Source organism: Phytohabitans houttuyneae (assembly GCF_011764425.1).
In the GTDB taxonomy this organism is placed as follows: Bacteria; Actinomycetota; Actinomycetes; order Mycobacteriales; family Micromonosporaceae; genus Phytohabitans; species Phytohabitans houttuyneae.
Genome location: NZ_BLPF01000001.1, coordinates 1,614,666 through 1,633,613 on the forward strand (window position 1 = coordinate 1,614,666; position 18,948 = coordinate 1,633,613).

General features: G+C 66.3%; 15 protein-coding genes and 1 pseudogene. 11 read left to right on the forward strand and 5 right to left on the reverse strand.

Annotated features, from left to right (window positions below; genetic code table 11):
* Window positions 1-230 precede the first annotated feature (230 nt).
* Entirely contained in the window at window positions 231-1,589 is a 1,359-nt protein-coding gene (locus Phou_RS07495) for a Fic family protein (RefSeq protein WP_173054768.1), read from the reverse strand.
* A 350-nt stretch (window positions 1,590-1,939) separates the two neighbouring features.
* On the opposite strand from Phou_RS07495, the gene Phou_RS07500 reads away from it, so the two are divergent.
* Together Phou_RS07500 and Phou_RS07505 are read left to right on the forward strand one after the other, a co-directional pair.
* Window positions 1,940-2,317, forward strand: a complete 378-nt coding sequence (locus Phou_RS07500) for a Het-E N-terminal domain-containing protein (RefSeq protein WP_173054770.1) — start codon at window positions 1,940-1,942, stop codon at window positions 2,315-2,317.
* 67 nt (window positions 2,318-2,384) lie between these two features.
* Window positions 2,385-4,997 carry a tetratricopeptide repeat protein gene (locus Phou_RS07505; RefSeq protein WP_246273367.1) on the forward strand — a complete coding sequence of 871 codons (2,613 nt, stop codon included), beginning with the start codon at window positions 2,385-2,387 and terminating at the stop codon, window positions 4,995-4,997.
* 18 nt (window positions 4,998-5,015) lie between these two features.
* Here the strand turns inward: Phou_RS07505 and Phou_RS07510 are convergent, their stop codons facing one another.
* Window positions 5,016-6,305 carry an acetamidase/formamidase family protein gene (locus tag Phou_RS07510; protein WP_173054609.1) on the reverse strand — a complete coding sequence of 430 codons (1,290 nt, stop codon included), beginning with the start codon at window positions 6,303-6,305 and terminating at the stop codon, window positions 5,016-5,018.
* 251 nt (window positions 6,306-6,556) lie between these two features.
* Here Phou_RS07510 and Phou_RS07515 point away from each other — a divergent pair, with 251 nt between their 5' ends.
* From Phou_RS07515 to Phou_RS07525, 3 genes are all read left to right on the forward strand, one after another.
* The gene (locus Phou_RS07515; RefSeq protein ID WP_173054611.1) at window positions 6,557-6,709 is read left to right on the forward strand and encodes a hypothetical protein; all 153 of its coding nucleotides are present in this window, start codon (window positions 6,557-6,559) and stop codon (window positions 6,707-6,709) included.
* A 138-nt stretch (window positions 6,710-6,847) separates the two neighbouring features.
* Window positions 6,848-7,108 (forward strand): hypothetical protein, encoded by a 261-nt coding sequence (locus Phou_RS07520; protein ID WP_173054612.1) that lies wholly within the window; start codon window positions 6,848-6,850, stop codon window positions 7,106-7,108.
* 1,339 nt (window positions 7,109-8,447) lie between these two features.
* Window positions 8,448-10,814 (forward strand): ATP-binding protein, encoded by a 2,367-nt coding sequence (locus Phou_RS07525; protein WP_173054772.1) that lies wholly within the window; start codon window positions 8,448-8,450, stop codon window positions 10,812-10,814.
* 142 nt (window positions 10,815-10,956) lie between these two features.
* Here Phou_RS07525 and Phou_RS07530 read toward each other — a convergent pair whose 3' ends face one another.
* Complete coding sequence (locus tag Phou_RS07530; RefSeq protein ID WP_173054774.1) at window positions 10,957-11,415, reverse strand: hypothetical protein; 459 nt, start codon at window positions 11,413-11,415, stop codon at window positions 10,957-10,959.
* A gap of 320 nt (window positions 11,416-11,735) precedes the next feature.
* Between Phou_RS07530 and Phou_RS52320 the strand changes: the two genes are divergently transcribed.
* Both Phou_RS52320 and Phou_RS52325 read left to right on the forward strand, forming a co-directional pair.
* A complete protein-coding gene (locus Phou_RS52320; RefSeq protein ID WP_246273368.1) occupies window positions 11,736-11,915 on the forward strand; it encodes a DUF3885 domain-containing protein in 180 nt (59 codons plus the stop codon).
* Between the two features lie 8 nt (window positions 11,916-11,923).
* Window positions 11,924-12,220 (forward strand): DUF3885 domain-containing protein, encoded by a 297-nt coding sequence (locus Phou_RS52325; RefSeq protein ID WP_246273369.1) that lies wholly within the window; start codon window positions 11,924-11,926, stop codon window positions 12,218-12,220.
* A 182-nt stretch (window positions 12,221-12,402) separates the two neighbouring features.
* Here Phou_RS52325 and Phou_RS07540 read toward each other — a convergent pair whose 3' ends face one another.
* Together Phou_RS07540 and Phou_RS07545 are read right to left on the reverse strand one after the other, a co-directional pair.
* On the reverse strand, window positions 12,403-12,975 hold the full coding sequence (locus tag Phou_RS07540) for a hypothetical protein (protein WP_173054776.1): 573 nt from the start codon (window positions 12,973-12,975) through the stop codon (window positions 12,403-12,405).
* 416 nt (window positions 12,976-13,391) lie between these two features.
* Entirely contained in the window at window positions 13,392-14,036 is a 645-nt protein-coding gene (locus Phou_RS07545; protein WP_173054778.1) for a hypothetical protein, read from the reverse strand.
* A gap of 240 nt (window positions 14,037-14,276) precedes the next feature.
* Here Phou_RS07545 and Phou_RS07550 point away from each other — a divergent pair.
* From Phou_RS07550 to Phou_RS07565, 4 genes and pseudogenes are all read left to right on the forward strand, one after another.
* Window positions 14,277-15,284, forward strand: a pseudogene (locus Phou_RS07550) (IS110 family transposase); the annotation flags it as partial.
* Window positions 15,285-15,607: 323 nt separating this feature from the next.
* Window positions 15,608-15,904: a trypco2 family protein gene (locus tag Phou_RS07555; protein ID WP_173054780.1), complete on the forward strand. Its 297-nt coding sequence runs from the start codon at window positions 15,608-15,610 to the stop codon at window positions 15,902-15,904.
* A 2-nt stretch (window positions 15,905-15,906) separates the two neighbouring features.
* A complete protein-coding gene (locus Phou_RS55360; RefSeq protein ID WP_371872087.1) occupies window positions 15,907-16,221 on the forward strand; it encodes a trypsin-like peptidase domain-containing protein in 315 nt (104 codons plus the stop codon).
* A gap of 101 nt (window positions 16,222-16,322) precedes the next feature.
* Window positions 16,323-18,944, forward strand: coding sequence for an ATP-binding protein (locus Phou_RS07565; RefSeq protein WP_173054784.1), 2,622 nt, complete (start codon window positions 16,323-16,325; stop codon window positions 18,942-18,944).
* Window positions 18,945-18,948: the final 4 nt, after the last annotated feature.

An 18,948-nucleotide genomic window follows, 5' to 3' on the forward strand; every position in this document is an offset into this window, starting at 1 on the left:
ACTACATCTGTAAAGCCGATGTCACCCCGCTTCGCCGAAAACAGACTTCAGAGATGACCACATCGATGAACAGTGGGGCCCAATCCGTCTATGTCAGCCGTGCAGCTTCGGCGCTTCGTCCACTCAACCCAGCACAACCTAGTTGAGCCAATATTCGGCGGCCACGGAGAGTAACCGTCCCTACCTGGACCGCGGCATGCGAGTCCCCGTTCCTAAATGCGTTTACCACTTCACCAAGACTCCGCTGAAGCAACTGCATCTGCCAGCGACTGCGCCGCATCCTCCATGCTGTAATCGTCGAGGTTGTATCCCCGCCTAAGCCGAACCGGCTTGGGCTCCAGCGGCCTGAGTAGCATCTCATCGGGGATCGAGGGATCAAAATGGACCGGCTCGTAGGGATGCTCGGAGTATGGGTCACTACTTCTTCTTGAGAAGAAGACCGACGGGTAGTGACTCGAACTACCGGCGAGGTCGAGCAGCTGATTGCTATTAAATCCGTACCAAAGAAGCCATCTCGCCCGACCATCACTGTCCACGATCTTCAAATACCAGGAGTTTCCATCCGCATCTCTGTCTTTGAGGAGAGCGAACGATGAAAGGTCAGGATAGCCTTGAACTTCTGCGCGGAACCCATGCGGCGCAAGCCTTTCGCTGAGCGCGGACGAAAACGAGGCAGGCAATCTGCACCATAGAGTGTATTGGTCACGCAGTGAAGTCAGGAGACGATTCTGAACCACCGCGCGAACGTAACCCGGCGCAGCCATAGTCTTGACCGTTCGGCGCAGCACGCTTACAAATAGTTCGTAAAGCGGCAGAATGTCTCCATCATCGCTTCTCGCGAGTGCGTCATAGTATTGGCCTCGATCGGCGCCCGATCTGATGAGAAGCGGCGGGAAGCCGTTGCGAATTAGGGCAAAATTTGCCAGTATTCGCGCCATCCGCCCATTTCCGTCCTCAAACGGATGCACGTGCGTGAGCCATGCATGAACCACGGTTGCCTCAAGGGCTGGATCAATCGAGGACTCAAACCACCATGACGAAAGCTCGCCCATGGACCTAGGAACGTCCCAGGGCTCAGTCGTGCGATGGGCGCTTCCGCCGATTGCATTGCTCTTTGTCTTGTATTTCCCTGCGTAATCCTCGCCGGCGCAAACTAGACCATGTAGGCCCCGAATTTCGAACTCGCGGAGCCGCTCGTTTGACTCAGCCCATTCGTCCGCTAGCTGATGAGCGCGGTAGAGCCCTAGGGCCTGATAGACTCTTTCGTCACTGCGCAGGGCGGTCATAAATGACCCAACTGAGGAATTGATTAGCTCTTTATGCGCGACTACCAACTCTTGCACTTGACTGGGCGACCAATCGTAACCCTCGATTCTGTTGCTTTCTGCTACGAGGTCGCTGCGCAATGCCACTAGGTACGGACCAAGGATCTCGCTGGCTTCTAGCTTTATCTTTTCATGGACCGCCAGCGCGCGGCTGCGAATATCTGCGGCCCTGTTCAGAATTCTTGCGACACGAGACTCTGCGACCGGGTCGCCTGCGGTCATGTAAGGCGTACCGGCAAGCAGCGTCTCCGACGAGGGCTCCATATTTTCATATTACATGAGGCAGGCGATCGACCCGACTTCTTTTCCCTGTCCCAAGCAGACTCGGTTCTTGAATCGCAAGTGGTTCCGAATCACCCTGAAGGTAGAGGGTTGTCGCTTATCGAGCGAAGCGGGGTTCCGCAATCTGGACGTCCTCACATCGGCAGATCCGTTCACGTGCCGGGTGGTAGCGAGGCCGACCGGCGTGTACGAAGAGTCATTGAGGTCGATCAAGCGCCAGCGCCAGATCCATCGGGCGAGATCATGCACCGGTTCGCGTGCCGTGTAGCTCCTACGACCGTCCGTTGCCGAGCGTGACGGATACAGTGAGGGTGCTGCGGGAGGTGGGAGCCGTGACAGGTGTCGAGGTGATCCTTGCCGCGTTGGCCGCCGGAACCGGTGTAGGGGTCAGCGACGCCGCCAAGGCCGCTGTGTTGGACGCCTATACCGGGCTGCGCGACGTGCTGCGGCGTCGGCTGGCCAGCCGGGAGGGGCCCCAGGAGATGGTGGATGTCGCGCCGGACGAGACTGGGGCCTGGAAAGCGGACCTGGCCGCTGAGTTGGAGCGGTCGGCCGCCGCCGAGGACGCGGCGATCCTGGATGCGGCGCGGCGGGTGCTGACACTGGCCGACCCGGCCGGTATTGCGGCGGGAAAATACCGCGTTGACGTTCGTGATGCGAAGGGTGTGCAGGTCGGTGACCACAACACCCAGCACAACACCTTCTCCTGATCGGTCGGCCCCAGCCACGGGCGAGGTGACTGGCATCGACGCCTCGGCGGGAGGTGGTCGCCCGGCGGTGGATGCCCGACAGGCACGAGGCGTGCAGGTCGGCGACGGTACCGTTCAGCACAACTACTTCGCCGGCCGGGTGCCGGTGTCGTGGCCGCATAGGGTCGGCGTGGTGCCGGCGTTGGCCGACGGGTACCAGGGCCGGCAGGCTCTTGCCGAGCTGGACCGGCCACCCTGCGGGGGGACGGCGGTGTTGACGCAGGTGCTGTCCGGGTTTGGCGGTGTGGGCAAGACCCAACTGGCCGCGGCGTACGCCCACCACGTCTGGACCAGGCGGGCGGTGGATCTGCTGGTGTGGATCACAGCGACGTCGCGGGAGGCGGTTGTCGCCGGGTACGCCCAGGCCGCCGCCGACGTCCTGGCGGTCGAGGATGGCGACGCGGAGCGGGCCGCCGTCCGGTTCCTGGCCTGGCTGGCCGCCACGGACAGGCGGTGGCTGATCGTCCTGGATGACCTGCAGGCGCCGGCCGATCTGACCGGCCTGTGGCCGCCAACCACCGGGTCGGGGACGGTGGTGGTGACCACCCGCCGCCGCGACGCCGCCCTGGCCGGCGCCGGCCGCCGTTTGATCGACGTTGGGTTGTTCACCCCGGGTGAGGCGGTGGGGTATCTGCGGCACAAGCTTCCCCACGAGCCGCTGGACCAGCTCGCGCATCTCACCGCCGACCTTGGCCACCTTCCGCTGGCGTTGGCCCAGGCCACGGCTTACATGCTCGACCGGGCGTTGGACTGTGCCGGCTACCGCCGGCGGCTGACCGACCGGCGCCGCAGCCTTGCCCATCTGTTTCCGGAGCCTGACGCATTGCCCGACCAGCACCGGGCCACGGTCGACGCGACCTGGTCGCTGTCGGTCGACGCTGCCGACCGGCTCCATCCGGCAGGGGTGGCTCGCCTGGTGCTGGATCTGGTTGCCCTGCTCGACCCGAACGGCGTCCCGAGCGGCCTGTTCGCCACTGCAGCCGTCCTGGACTACCTCCGCGCTAGCCGGGCGGTCGAGGTGGCGGAGCCGGTCGACGTGGAGACGGCTGCCGATGCGGTGCACAACCTGCACCGGCTCAGCCTCGCTACCGTCGACCCCGCCGCCGGCCGGCTCCGCGTGCATTCCCTGGTCCAACGCGCCACCCGCGACCGGTTCACCCCCGACCGGCGGCACACCGCCGCCCACGCCGCTGCCGACGCACTCATGCAGATCTGGCCCGACCCAGAGCGCGACCCCACCGACAGCCAGGCGCTGCGGGCCAACGCCGCCGCCCTGCACCAGCACAGCGGCGACGCCCTGCTCCTTCCCACCGTGCATGCCGTCCTGTTCCGTACCGGGCAAAGCCTCGGCGACACCGGCCAGGTGAGCGGCGCCGTCGCCCACTTCACCCAGCTCGTCACAGACTGCCTGCGGGTACTGAGCTCCGACCACCCGGACACCCTCGCCGCCCGCAGCCACCTCGCCTGGTGGCAGCGCGAAGCCGGTGACCCGACCGGCGCCGCCCAAGCCGCTGAACAGCTGCTCGCCGACCGGTTGCGGATTCTCGGCCCGGACCACCCCGATACGCTGACCACGCGCAACACCATCGCCTACTGCCGGGGTGAGGCCGGCGATCCTGCCGGCGCGGCCACCGCGTTCGCCGAACTGCTCGCCGACCGGTTGCGGGTGCTCGGCCCGGAGCATCCAGACACCTTTCACACCCGCGCTAACCTCGCCTGGTGGCGGGGCGAGGCGGGCGACCTGGTCGGAGCCGCCCAGGCCGCCCAGCAGCTGCTCGCCGACCGGTTGCGGGTCCTCGGACCCGACCACCCCGACACCCTGGCCACCCGCGGCAACCTCGCCCGCTGGCAAGGGCTAGCCGGCGATCCGGCCGGCGCCGTGACAGCGGTGCAGCAGCTGCTCACTGACCGGTCGCGGATCCTCGGACCCGACCACCCCGCCACGCTGGACACGCGTAGTCAACTCGCCCGCTGGCGCGGCCAGGACGGCGACCCAGCCGGCGCCATTGAAGCCCTTGAGCAAGTGCTGGCCGACCGGTTGCGGATCCTCGGACCCGACCACCCCGACACGCTCGACACCCGCAGACAGCTCGCCCGCTGGATCGCAGAAGCGGGCGATCCCGCAGGCGCAGTAGCAGCGCTCACCGACCTTCTCGGCACTGGGCTACGGGTCTTCGGGCCTGACCACCCCGACACGCTCGCCACCCGTAGCCAGCTTGCATTTTGGCGCGGTGCGGCCGGCGACTTCACAGCAGCCGCGGCTGCCGCAGAGGAGGTGCTGGCGCACCAGTTGCGTTTGCTCGGCCCAAACCACCCCGACACCCTGTCTACTCGCCACCAGCTCTCCCATTGGCGTGGAAGGGCCGGCAACCCCGCAGACGCGGCGACGGCACTCGTTGACCTGCTCGCCGATTGCCTGCGGGTTCTGGGCCCCGACCACCTCGACACCCTCGTCATCCGCCACGACTACGCCTACTGGCTCGGCCAAGCTGGCCAGGCAGCTGCAGCCGCAGCCGCCTTCGAGGAGCTGCTGCCCAATCAGCAGCGGGTACTCGGATCCGACCACCCCTACACCGTCGCCACACAGCACGCCCTCGTGTACTGGCAGGAACGCTCGACGGAAACGGGCACCGAGCGCTGAGCTATACAGCTACCGGGTTCAGGAGGGTAGGAAGTGCCGCTTCTGGATCACGCCGTGTACGCCGACGGTCCGGTCGACCACTTGCGAGACCTCGAAGTCGGATGCCGCGGACAGGTACGCGTACGCCACCGCCCGGTCCATGCCGAGGTCGTGCTGTAGGAAGTCGAGGGCGTTGACCACCGCCCGCCGCATTGCGATGTCGAGGTCGTTGACCTGCCCGTTCTGGGCACCATCCGGGTCGGACAGGCCGATCGGCACCCACGCGTCGGGTGTCTCGGCGAACGGGTACCGGAACGCTACCGAGGGTGCGCCATCAGAGCCGGCCTTGCAGACGGTGAGCCGGAACGTTCCCCGTAGCGAGCCCTCCAAGGCGGTAAGCGCGACTTCACCGTCGCCCATCGCGAGGTGCGGATCGCCGACGTGGAACAGCGCGCCCTCGGCGAAGACCGGCAGGTAGAAGGTGGCACCCACGCCGAGCAGGTTTATGTCGATGTTGCCGCCGCCGAGCGTGGGCGGAATCGAGTTCAGCGCCGGGCCGGTGAGGCCGTCGCCGGCGGCGAAGGCAACTCCCATGATCCCCATGAACGGCCGCAGCGGAAACGCCACCGAGCCGCGCCGGCCGCGGGGAAGCACGCCGGTCAGCCCGCGCCGGCCCTGCCGTACCGGGGTGAAGATCGAGATGTTGCCGTACCGGATCGGGTCGCCAGTCGGCCTGCCGTCGGTGGCGACCGGCGGCATGATCTCGTCGACCGTGATGCCGGCGGGCGCGGCGCCACCGGCCAGTTGCGGCAGCGCGCCCTTGCCGTGCCGGCTGGAGATCACCCCGTATGGCACCCGGGGCAGCATCGACAGCATCTCGACCTTGAGTACGTCGCCCGGCTCCGCGCTGTCGACGTGGATCGGGCCGGTGACCACGTGCGGGCCGTCCACATCGAAGTTCCGGGTGGTCCGGTCGTACTCGCGGGCCACCGCGATCACGTCACTGAGCACCTGCTTGGCCGGTACGCCCTGCTTCGCGAAGTACGCCAGCGGGTCACGGCCCTGGTCCTCCAGGATGCCCTCGTGCGAGACCGTGTCGATGGTAACGGTCTCGCCGGACCGCACGCGCAGCACAGGCTCGCTGCGAAGCGACGGGAGATAGCCCCAGCGGACCTGATCGGGCAGCGACGGCAGGTAATGCCGGCCGTGGATCGGGCCCTTGCCAGGCTGGAGGATGCCCCGGCCCGCGGCGGATGCCCGGCCAGCCAGCAAGGGAGACGAGGCGCCCAACGCGAGGGCGGCGCCTAGAAACCGTCGACGTCCGTTCATGCGGGAAACGTGGACCGCCGGGATTTCGGGCCCGTCAATGCGACGTTAAATGATCAAATTTTGCGCGACTCCGCTACGGTGTCGCCGCGACGCTTCCCCAGGCGCTGACTGTCGCCGGCGTGACGATAATCCTGGCCACCCGCCGCTCCGCCACCCGTACGCTCGGTGGGGCCCGTGCCGCAGGCATCGCACGGCCACACCCCATGGTTGGGCGTCTTCCACCACGCCGGGTCCGTGTGCAGGCTGGCTCCATGAGCCTCGTTGACGCTCTCCGCGCGAGGGCGGTGTTCGCCCCGTGGATCGAGACGTGGCGGGCCTTGGAAGCGTGGCAGGACCGCGACCGGCGAGCGCACCTGGCGGTGCACCATCACTACGCCACCCTCGCCGCCGCTCCGTGCAGCTGACGCAACCGGCAACCGCGCCTTCGCTACGTGCCAGACATCCTTCACCCGCACAGCAGAGGCGCCGCTCACTCAGCGGCATGTGCGGGCGCCACGGGGCCGGAGGTGTGTCGTCGGCCGGAGGGCTGGCACGATGTTGCGGTGGGCCACCGGTTCAACCTTGACTCCGACGTCGAGCAACTCCTCGCCGACCTGTGCATCAGCTTGGGCTTCTGCCTGCCACCGGCCGAGATACGTCACCTATGTGAGGCGCCGCCGAAGACGGTGGACAGCTTCACCGACGCGGTCTTCGAAGCCGAAGGCATGGGCGACATGAGCTACACCGATCTTCGCCATCAAGTACGGGAAGTCGTCGCGCGGCATATGAGCGGCTGGGCCGGCGAAGGGATCGCCGAACGGTAGGCCCGTTGGCATCTACGGTCATGCCCATCCGCACAACCGGACTTCCCAGGGAGCCGGCGACCAGCATCGCGGCAGAGATCCGCGGAGCGCACGCAGCGCGGCAAATCCGGATGCCTCGGGCTTCGAGACCACCGGCGTTCTTGACGTTCTATAGACGAGCTACCGTCCCGGTGCGCGTACTTGCCGCACTCGCCGTGGTATAGCTCTACGCAGCGCGCGGCGGGTTGACCATCGTGCGCCAATAGAACCGGTTCGCAACAGCCTGCTATACCAACGGACGCGCCGTGCCCGCCCCCCGTGCTCGGGCCGTATCATCCATCTGCGTCCAGCATTGTCGACAACGACAATGTGGTGGATTATGCAGCGGAAGGCACTGCCCCCGCCAAGAACGGTGTCGGGAGCTGGCTTGCGAGGCTCCAGAGAGACGATGTAGGGGGAATTCTTCTCCGTTTCCTGTGGCGGAAGCCGCCTGTCGGTGATTAACCACTCTTGCATGAATAGAACAGTTTCCGCTGGTTCAAAGAAGATCCCTGAGTAGCCCTCCGGAAGAGGTTGACGCGACGGTGTCATCCATTTAACCTCGTGCTGCCATTTCATGCGCTCTATTTGGAGAGGAAGGTCGCTCGCATTTCGAAGGAACCACTCAACGGAGACGGTTAGATCGTCTCCTGGTTGGAGCATCTTCTTACCGGCATCGGTCTTCCACCATACGCCGAGCTTGTCTACCTGCGCGCGATCCGCCGTCGTTCTGTCGCGAAGGAATATGCGGAAGGCGAGAAGGAGCGAACCGGCAGCTAACCACGCGGGCACGCTTCCCCAATCGAGGGATCGCATGGCGCGGTAGACTACCACCCCTAATCAAGTCAAGCCACGCGCACTGTTGGGCGACACGTGAGCACGGCGCCAACTCGAAACTGACATCGGGAATGATCACAGATCAAGGACAAGCACCGTCGTGTCCAGCGTCCCTGGCAGTAGTTTGCCACCTTGCTCGCCTCCAGCGCCATCGCGCACAACATCAAGCAGCAAGATCAGATGCGCGCTCATCGGCAGATCCGTGCGTTGGTGGGTGACGTGGCTGTGTTCGCGGTGGCAGGCCACGTCGCTGGCCTCATCAACATAACGCCGCCGCCCGCGGCCGGGCGGGTACTGAACCGACGGCTGCCGGGCCTATGCCCGCCCTTCGGAACACGCGGCCAAGAGACTTCAATACTTGCGCCGATCACGTTTTTGCCGCGCACGCCGCGGCAAGAACGTGATTTTGTGGGCCCTGTCAGGGCCGCAGGGGTGCTTGAGCGCGGTGCCGTACCCTGCCGGTGGGACTGGGTGTGGAGGTGCGATGCGGCGGGCGCGGCTGGTGTTTCTGGCCATCGCGTCCGGGCTGTTGTCGGTGCTGCTCGCGGTGGCGGTGAACGTGGCGACCGGAGGTTCGTTGCCGCCGCCGTTGCGCGGATTTTCTTTCTTGGCATGGCCGGCGGTGGCCGTTTTTGGTGCCGTGGTCGTGGGGATGGCGATCTGGCAGCAGCGGCTGGCTGAGCCGCCGGGTTTGTGGGTCATGGCGCGGCAGGAGCCAGCCGCTCCGCCGGCGGAGCTTCCCGCGGTTCCGGCGTCTTTTGCAGGCAGGGCCGAGGACGTGGTCGCTATCGATCGGCTGATTCAGCGTGAGCACCGCGTCATTGCCATCACGGGCCCGCCTGGCGTGGGCAAGTCGTCCTTGGCGGTTTGGGTCGCCCACGCCTGGGCCGCCGACTACCCCGATGGGCAGCTATTCGTCCCGCTGGGCGGTGCCAGCGGCGAACCGGCACGCCCCGGGGCCGTTCTGGCCCGATTGCTGGGTGCGCTCGGCGCAGCGGGCGACGAGCGGCGCGGGGATGTGGACGAGTTGAGCGCTCGGTTCCGGTCGGTGTCTGCCCGGCGCCGAGTTCTTATGGTGCTTGACGATGCACGCGCCGCCGATCAGGTACGGCCCCTGCTCCCCGGCGGCGCGAGCTGCCTGGTCCTGATCACCAGTCGCTGGCTACTCGTTGAGCTTGCGCCGGCTGTGTCACATCCGATCAGCGGGTTGGGCGACGAGGAATGCCTCGCTCTGCTGGCCAACGCAGCTGGGGCAGACCGGATCGTCGCAGATCGTGCCGGTGCGACCCGGCTCGTGCGGTTGTGCGGTGGATTCCCGCTGGCGGTGGGCATCGCCGGTGCGCGGTTGCGGGCCCGGCCCACCTGGACGCCTGGTCAACTGGCGGAACGGCTGGACGATGAGCGTGGCCGGTTGGATGAGCTGAAGCAGGGAGATCTGGCCGTTCGATCCGCGTTCGAGGCTTCGTACGCGGAGCTGTCGGAACTGGACCGGCTGGTGTTCCGGCGGGTCGGGGCGCACCCGGGCCGGACGTTTGGTCTCGGGGCTGGGGCTGCCATGGTGGGAGCTGGGGCAACCGCGCACCGAGACGTTGCCGGGGTCTTGGAGCGGCTGGTGGATTCGCATCTGATCGAATCGCTGGAGCCGGGCCGGTACCGGCTGCACGATCTACTCCGGTTGTTCGCGGCCGAACGGCTGGCTGCCGAAGAGCCGCCAGAGGAGCGGCTGGCTGTCCTGACCCGGCTACTTGAGCGGCTGGCGACCGAGGCGTCGGCGGGTGCCTGGCTGCTGCGCGAGCGGGAGACTGTTGTGACGGCCGTACACGACGGGGTCGCGGCCGGCGCGCACGAGGCCGTGTGGCAGCTGGTGTCGGCCGTGTCTCCGCTTTTGGACGGGGCCGGCGACCACCCGGACCGGCTAGCGCTGTGGAGCGATGCCGCGACTGCCGCGGCCGCCTTGGGCGAGGGCGGGCGGCGGTGTCAGGCTCTGTGTGGGGTCTGCCACGCATATCACGAAGCCGGCGACGTCCGCCGGTCGCTGGAGCCAGCGGCCGAGGCGGTGGCGATCGCAACCAGTCTGGGTGACCGCCGGCTGCGCGCCGAGGCGCTCTATGCGTACGGCGAGACATTGGCCGAGTTAAGCCAGTTCGCAGCGGCCGAGGAGCCACTGCTTCAGTCGGTTGCCCTGTTTGCTGAGCTGAGCGACCGGCGCGCCGAGATCCGCAGCCGCGTCGTGCTCGGCGAGCTCTACAACGAATCGCGACGCCCGGAGCACGCCGTCAAGGTGTTGGAGCGCGCGCTCGCATTGCTTACTGATCTCGCGGACGAGCGGATGCGCGCCGCGGCGCTGCGCACACTCGCGGCGGCTAACCGCCTCATCGGCCGCCGGGCCGAGGCGTTGTCGGCGATCTCGGAGGCGATGCTGGTCGGCCGACGGCTCGGCGACCAGAGGGCGCTCGGGCTCGCGTTGGCCGAGCGGGGTCAGCTTGCGCTGGATGACGATCGCCACGACGACGCGGTGGGCGACTTCCGTGAGATGTTGGAGATGTTCCGAAACGTCCGCGACGGCCTCGGCATAGGTTCTGCTCAGGAACTGATCGGCGATGCGCTTGCCGCCGCTGGACGACCGGTCGAGGCGCTGTCCGCATACGACGCGTCGATCGCTGAATTCGACCGGCTTCACGACCACGTGCGCGTCGGATTGGCCCTGCTCCGCAGGGCAGCGGCACAGCGCGCATCCGACCGCCCGGCGAGCGGGTTGGCCGACCGTGCACGCGCCGACGAGTTGTTAGGCGTTCTGGACCTGCCGGTCGCCAACCTGCTGCGCGAACGGCTGGACGATGAGCCCGGCTAGGTCGCGAGCCGGCACAAGGCAGAATTGCGACCTCTTCATACGCCAGCCGCTAGCAGAGTCATCGCGTAACGTAGCGACCGCATCGCGGCATGAGCGGATGCCTGGCTCCTCCGGTGGGTGGCTGCCGCAGAACTCTATTTGCTCAGAATGGAATCGACGTGGCGATGCACGGATCGTCGCCTATCACCTCTACGACAAGCTCGACGTCAGCGGTCGACCCGTCTGCGAACAGCATTCGAACGAGGTAACCCGTACCGTGGCCGTCTATCACCGACGACCAATCCCAGCTGTCGACGATCGCGAAGGACTCCATTACTGGTGCGTGCCCATCCTCGAGGTAACCGACAGGCAGATCGGCGGGGCCCGAGTCATCTCCGCCGCAGAGCATCGCGTCAGCACCCGTACGGTCGCGCCGCTGGACGAGACTCAGGTACTGATTAATCTCGCCGGCCGACTCCCGCGATTCCTTGTCGTCATGGGAGTTCCGAATGAACCCGATCGACAGCCCGCACGCGAGGATCAGGGCGGCCACCACCACAAGCGTCCACCTGAGCAGGCCACCCTTGCGGCTCAGCTCCGATCGGGGCAGCGGACTGGACATGGTGGACGATCATATCTTGGCGGGCCTGCCGCGAATCACGACCGCCGAGGCCTGGATCCCTACCAGATCTCCGTCCAAGAGAGCGGACCATCGTCCGGACCTCCGCAGGACCGAGAGTCGGCCGGCTCGGGCCAACGCTACGCTACGTAGCGCCCGGTCGGCGGCAGAGAGTGCACGTAATTCGAAGGCGGTCCGCAGGTCGGTGCCCGACGATTGGTGTCGTGGTGGACACTGCGCGGCTGTCGGACCTATGGGAGCGACAGTGGCCCGGATGCTCGAAGCTGCCGTACTTGCTACGAGAAGAGCTGCAGGACAGGTGGGTGCGGTTTCACACCTTGCCGGACTCCAAGCGCTATCCGGGCACCGAAGCTGAATACGACATCATCCTGGCCCGGCACCACACCGTCCTGACGGAGCTCGTCACCACCCGCACCGTGCTGGTCGTATCCGCTGGATACTCCGACCGACCTGTACCGCCAGAGTTGGCCGGACGGCCCTGACCGCCACCGTGCAACCCGCCGCAACGTACTGGACGAGCCTCTGCATCGACGACGAGCCGGACTGGACGAGCTGGATGCACCTCTACGTCAACGAGACACCATGGGCCGTGGGCTGCCTCGACCCACTACTACGCCACATCGCTGACGACGAGATCGGCAACGTTCTCATCACCGATGTAGCCGTGCGCTGGCTCTACCATCCGTACGACGGCGGCATGGACATCATCCTACCCACCACCGCCGAGCGCGACGCCCTTCGCAGCCGACACCGTGACTGGCTTTCCACACACCCGTCCGGGCTCTAACCGCGCCAGCGGGTCGTACTGCTCGCCAGCAGCCAGTGAGTGCCACGCAACGTGGCCAGCGGTCAGCGGCAGACATCCCAGGTTTTTTGTTGTCAAGCGGTTGGCTGTAGGTTGCCCCACGCCGTGGTCTCGTCGTAGCAGACGGCATACCTCGGTCGTGACGGGGCCAGGCGGGTGCAGGATCAGGACCGCTGCTCGATGGCACCACGCATGGTGACGAACTCACGCTGCAAGTCGGCGGCCGGGTGGAAATAGTACGTGATCATCCCGAAGCTGCCCTTGTCCATCCACACGCAGATCGCCATCTCGACCTGCCCCACCTTGTTGTCACCACAGCGGGCGTGGCCACCCAACGGGCCCGGGTCGACCGGCGTCAAGCCGTCCGTCTGCATACCGCCGGCTTGCATCCCGCGCAGAGCCTCGTTGAGCTCCTTCTCCGGGTCAAGGGCGACATTCGAGACGGCCAATACCAGGAACAACTCCTCGTACTGGCCTTCCGCGTCCTTCTCGCCGTAAGCCTGTCCAACGCTGCTCGTCGCCGCCGGCAACGCCTTACGCATACCGGCCAGACTGGCATCGACCTGGCTCCGCATCTGCGGGTCGGAAACCTGAGGCCGCCCGTTCAACGTCTCCGGCGCCACTACCCGCGTCTGGGTCGCCTCGACAACCTCCCCAACGTCATCCTTCAGCAACAGGTAGGCCGTAAGCGGACCACCGACACACAGCAACAACGCCGCCCCCACCACGACAGCCATGATCATCCCCACCCGGGACCTTCGAGGCGAAGGCGGCGGGACAGCCGCGACCTGGATTGGCGACAGCGCGGGCAAACCCGGGAAACCAGCGGTAGAAGGCGGCGCTGGCACAGACGGCTCGGACATCATGCTCCGTTCTAGGCTGCAGGCGCGCTGATCCTAGTAGTAGCCGGAAACGACCCGGTCCTGCCCGGCCCGCCCCGACGGGGCGGTGGGCAGGCAGGCACAGCCAACCAAGTCAGCTGAAACGACCAGCGAGCGCGCCCGCGCGTCAACAACCCTTGCGGCCCATCGACCAGTCCCCGTGCCACTCCATCAGCGGCAGATCCGTGCACGTAGGCCTGGGTTCGGTCAGGTGTCGAAGTAATATAGCCAATACGCAGCATGGTTGCTGGACGCGGGTATTCGGAGGGATGTCATCCGCAGGGCTTACCAGAGTCAGCTCTGATGTCGGTGCACATCAGACGCAATAAATCATCAAATGCTTTCGTGAAGGCGACCCCATCGATCTTGCGAAGTCCGCCGCTGACGTCTTGGTAGATTAGTCTCGGGAGAAGTGCAATCAAGACTTCAGCAGCACGAATAGCATCGTTTGATGCATATGCACGCAGTTTGGCGAGGGAAATACGAGCTTGGTCGAATGCGACGAATAGCTCGGACATTGGCGAACATTTACCGGCAGCCGGCGGCGTAGGGCGGCCGAGGCATTGATCCACAGCTGCATCGTTCTTGGCGCGGGCCGTGCTCACTGCCTCCGTAAAGCCGGAGTACGCCTGCTCCTTCTTTGTTGCGGTGTTCTCGCCGCGCTCCACAAGAGGAGGGACTAATGCGGCACCTATCGAGCACGACGCGACCATCAGGCTTGCAGACACAGATACTAGAACTATTAGGAGATTCACTGGAGTGGACAACAACCATGAGAAGAAGTGTGCACGCTCTTCTTTGTCCAGTTTGGCCCGCACTTGCCTATAGAGAAGCACCCCAAGATCAAGGTAGTCGGGAGGCGTTGCATTCTCGTCGCTTTTCTTCTTCTCTAGCTCGCTCGTGTCGTCAGCATCCACAATTCGCACCTTCCGTGTGTACGTCCGCCGTACGAGGCGAGTAAAGGTCTAACCTGCCGAGCTGCTGCAGTGCCAGTTGGGGAGGAGGCTACACATACTGATTGACCCCGCAGCATACCGCCTGTCTGGCCAAGTCAATCTGAGAGGCGCGTCCGCAAGGTCGGGAAACTGACACCGATATGCCAAAGTGGACCGCTCGGCGATTGAGCGAGCACACTGTCATCGGCAGATCAGTTTGTCTTGGCGCTCGATTCGGGTTCGGCTGCTCTTGTTGAGCGGTGTCGTCGGCTGAGGCGGCTGCACGACGCGACGCTGCCCAACACCGAGGCCGGACTGCGCAAGCTGTTCGACAAACTCGCCCGACAGGGTCGGATCCTGCTGGTGGTCGACCAGCCCGCCTCGATCGGTGCGCTACCCGTCGCCGTGGCCCGTGCGTGCGGACACCAGGTAGCCTATCTGCCCGGCCTGGTCATCGCCGGCTGGCCGACCTACACCCGGGCACGGCCAAGATCGACGCCCGCGACGCCTACGTGATCGCGGACGCCGCCCGCACGTTGCCGCACACCCTGCGCCGGGTCGACAACGGCGACGAAGCCCTGGCAGAGCTGGAGGTCCTGGTCGCGCTACGACGACCTCGCCGGCGAGGTCAGCCGCATCTCCAACCGCATCCGCGGCCTGCTCACTCAAGTCCACCCACCACTGGAGCGGGTCCTGGGCCCGAAAATCCAACATCCCGCCGTGCTCGAACTGCTCTCGCGGTGCGGCGGACCAGCCGGGCTACGCAAGGCCAGCCGGACCAAATTTGTCGAGATCACCAAGCAACGCGCACCGCGCATGGGCACCCGCCTCGTTGATCAGATCCTCACCGCGCTCGACGCGCAGACCGTCGTAGTGCCAGGCACCACGACGGCCGAGACCGTCCTGCCCCGACTGGCCGACAGCATGCGTGACCGGCTGCGCCAACGCGGCCAGACCGCCGCACAGGTCGAGGGGATGCTTGATGCGCACCCTCTGACCTCGATGCCCGGCATCGGCGTCAGGACCGCAGCCCGCATCCTGCTCGAAGTCGGCGACGGCACCTCGTTGCCCACCCCCCGGCCACCTAGCCGCCTACGCCGGCCTGGCCCCGGTCACCCGTCGCTCCGACACCAGCATCCGCGGCGAACCCCCACCAAGAGGCGGCAACAAACAACTCAAGCGCGCGTCTTCCTGGCCGCGTTCGCTGCTCTAGCCGACCCGACCAGCCGCACCTGCCGTGAACACCGTTGGCCGGGCCTACCGGGAACCGGAGGAGGCCGTGCTGGTCGAGACCCGCGGACGCCGGCTCGTACGTCTCAATCACCGTCGAGCAACCCCTCCGCCGCCCACGACTATGCGGCGGTCATCACCGACCTCCGCATCGACACGACCGACGCGATCCGGATCGACCCGGATGAGGCGATCCCACTGACGTGAAGCCGATAGTCACGTCGGTGACTTACCGCTAGGGTGGCGCTACCTACGGCGATTGGAGAGGGGACAGTCGCGTGGCGGACCAGTCTAATGGCGTTGGCTTGTCTAATGGCGTTGGCTTGGCGGAGGCGATTTCGGCCCTCCGGGACGATCTCTTGCGGGCGCGGGCTGCCGGTGCCGGTGCCGAGATACAGCTGCCTATCGAGTCGATGACGGTCGAGCTGACGGTGACGGCGACGCGCTCGGCCGACGGGCGGGCGGGCTTCAAGGTGCCGCTGGTTCCGGTAGAGCTGGGTGGTGGCGGCAGCCGGCAGCGCGCCAATGAGCAAAAGGTGACCGTGGTGTTCGGTGGTCCCGTCGACCGGTCCGGGCTTCCGGTCAAGGTCGCCGGGATGGACGACGAGCTCAAGGACTAGCGATGCCGGCGCCCTTGCCGCGTCGCTTGGTCGAGGTCATCGCCGTGGCTGCGGTTGGCTCCCGCCACAGGCACGGGTCAGGTTGCATCGTGAACGGCCGGACGGTGCTCACCGCGGCTCACGTTGTGGCGGACGCGGTCGAGGTGCTCGTGCGTAGCTCGACCAAGCATCGCTGGCCGGCAACACTTGATCCGCGGTTCGTGGGCGAGCTGAGCGGACCACGCCCGGACTTGGCACTAGTCGAGATCGAGGACCCATCTTTTGAGCCTCTCCCCCGATGCCGCTCGCACGAGTCGATCGCAGCAGTACGGAAATGATCGAATGTAATGCTTTTGGATACCCGCTCCATGGGGAATCGCCGTCGGCGCAACGGGACACCGTCCAGGCCGCCGGTGTAGTGCTACCCGGATCACACCTGGTGACCGGGCTCCTGAGCGTCTACGTCCGCAACACGCCACGAGAGTTGCTCGAACACGGCCATTCCGCGAGTTCGCCATGGTCAGGGATGTCCGGCGGACCCGTCGTCACCTCGGATGGACTGTTGCTCGGCGTTGTGTTCGAGCACAGGCCGCGAGAAGGACAGTCGACGATCAAGGCGGTCCCGATTACCGCGATCGAACCCGATTTGGAGTACCCGCGCTGGGGAGCCGGCGTCATCGACGCCGCCGCTTGGTGGTCGCGGCTCGGCGTGACCGGCATTGCGGACCTCAGTGCCGTGCCCACCGCCGGCTCTCGCCAGGTTGTGGCCGGCCTGCCCGACTACGTTCCGAGCCGGGTGCGAGACCGCGAAGGCGAACGAGGTGCCCTTCGGGCGTTGGTCACCGGGCAGGAATCGGTCCTGAGCGAGCTGCGTGGTCCCGCTGGCGTCGGCAAGACAGCGCTCGCGGCGGAAGTCGCTCGCGAGTTCCCCGGCCGGGCCGCTTTCCTGACCGCAACCGGCTACAGCGGCGTCACCGTGACCACGGTCCTCGACGCCTTGGCCGAGATGGTCGCTGACGGAACGAAGCGGGAGCTGCTCAAGGCACAGCTGCGTGTGCCGCAGGCGGATCCGCTCACCAGGCTCGACGACGTGCTCGTCGCGTTGGCTGCTGGCCCGGTGCTGCTTGTCGTCGACGAGGCGCAGGAACTGTTGAAGCCGGATGGCCAGCTACACGACGAGGGCATCGCAGCGATGTTCACCGAGATCGCTCACTCTCGCGGCCGCAGTGTCCGGGTCCTGTTCGTCACTACCTCGCCGGTGGGAACGAGGACGACGCCACGGATCCGGCTGCCGAGCGCCGACCCCGTGCGTCTCGACGGCGGATTGCCGCCCCAGGAGTACAACGGTTTCGTCAGCGATCTCATAAGCGCAAGACGCGACCAGGTCCAGGCCCTTCCAATTCCAGAGCTGGAAAGGATGACCGGCCGCCACCCCCGGCGCACAGAGATTCTCGTTGGCATTCCGCACGGACCCGACCTCGATCGTGCCGCCGACGCACACCGCCTCGCCGACGTCGTCATGGCGAGTCTCGTTCCCGATCAGGCGCGGACTGTTGAGGCATTGGCGGTGTGCCGTCGCCCGGTCGACGCGAAGGCCGCAGCTCACTTGGCGGGTCTGACCCGCGACGACGCCCGGCAGATCCTTGACGAACTGGCGAACCGGCGGATCGTGCGGGAGCACGGGGGGCTGTACCACGTACCGAACGACGAGGCGCGCAGCGTGCTCCGGAGGCTCGGCCCCGCTGTCGTCGCCGGGCATACCAAGCGCGCCGCATCGTACTTCGAGGCGGAGGCCCGGCGCGCGCACCCAGCCAGCCTTGATGACTGCGTCGACTGGTTCAACGCGATCGCCCTGCACATCGCCGCCGGAGACCCGGAGCGCGCGCTGTCGGTCATCGAGGATGTCGACGAGCGCCACCTCCGTGAATGGGGTCACAGTGATGCCCTACTGCCGTGGCTGCGGGAAGTGTCGAACAAGCTGACCGACACCCGTGACAAGGTGTGTCACGGGTCCCTTCTGGCGCGGGCGTTGGCCCAGTACGGCAGGCTCGACGACGGCATCGCCGAGGTGATCAAGGCCGGCCGCCTCAACGTCGAGATGAAGGACTCCCAACGGCAGGTCGCATTGCTCCTGCAACTGGCGGGCTACCTCTTCCGGGCGGGCCGGATCCGCCTCGCGGCCCAGCAGTACAAGGATGCGGCCGGTCGTGCGTGCGACGACCACCGCCCAGGAAACGCCGAATCGATCGCGGGCCTCGCCCTTTGTGACGCACAGACCGGAAGGTTCGATGCGGCGCTGCGCCACATCGACGCGGCCCGGCATAACCTCGCCATCCGCCGCCAGCACGACCATGACATCCAGCTGCTCCACGTACGCCTGGACTACAACCAGGCGCTCGTTGAGCTCGAACTCGGTGATGACACACGCAGCTCCGAGTCGGTCGGCCGGGCGCGGGCGGCCGCCGACGGCTTGGACGCGACACCGCTTCTCGCCCGTTGCGACGACCTTGAGGCACGGATAATGCTCTACCGGCAACAGCCGGAGGACGCGTTGCCGTTGGCGACCGCGGCATGCGAGATCGCTGCCCGGATCGGTGGCCCTGAGCTTGCCCGCATCGCCGGCGCGACCTATGCCACCGTCCTGTTGCGACTGCGGAGGTTCCCCGAGGCGCTGATCGCGAGCCACTCAGCCGCGCGGTTCAAGCGCAGTTTCTTCGTCGCTGAAGCGCTGGCGATTGAGGGAGTCGCGGCGTTTCGCATCGACAACACCGGCGATCGGGCACGGGCCGCGTTCACCCAGGCGATCGGTTTCGCCGAAAAGCTCCTGCAACAGGAATGGCACAACTACCGGGCATGGGAAGCCGCCGCGATCGCGCAGGTAGGTCTAGCGCTGATGGATGAGGCCACCGACTCATGGCAAGCGGAACACGCCTACCAGCGCGCCATCGAGGGAAGTAGCAACAAATTGGGTGGCCGGCACCGGCGGCGGGAGCTGTTCGACATCCTTACCGCCGGGCGACCGGCCACCATCCTGACACGGATACGTCAACTGCTCGCCTAACGGC

Excerpts from the sequence above, each read along its gene's own strand:
- Phou_RS07495 (WP_173054768.1), bottom strand. The coding sequence starts at position 1,589 with ATGGAGCCCTCGTCGGAGACGCTGCTTGCCGGTACGCCTTACATGACC.
- Phou_RS07510 (WP_173054609.1), bottom strand. The coding sequence starts at position 6,305 with ATGAACGGACGTCGACGGTTTCTAGGCGCCGCCCTCGCGTTGGGCGCC.
- Phou_RS07515 (WP_173054611.1), top strand. The coding sequence starts at position 6,557 with ATGAGCCTCGTTGACGCTCTCCGCGCGAGGGCGGTGTTCGCCCCGTGG.
- Phou_RS07525 (WP_173054772.1), top strand. The coding sequence starts at position 8,448 with ATGCGGCGGGCGCGGCTGGTGTTTCTGGCCATCGCGTCCGGGCTGTTG.
- Phou_RS07530 (WP_173054774.1), bottom strand. The coding sequence starts at position 11,415 with ATGTCCAGTCCGCTGCCCCGATCGGAGCTGAGCCGCAAGGGTGGCCTG.
- Phou_RS07540 (WP_173054776.1), bottom strand. The coding sequence starts at position 12,975 with ATGGCTGTCGTGGTGGGGGCGGCGTTGTTGCTGTGTGTCGGTGGTCCG.
- Phou_RS55360 (WP_371872087.1), top strand. The coding sequence starts at position 15,907 with ATGCCGGCGCCCTTGCCGCGTCGCTTGGTCGAGGTCATCGCCGTGGCT.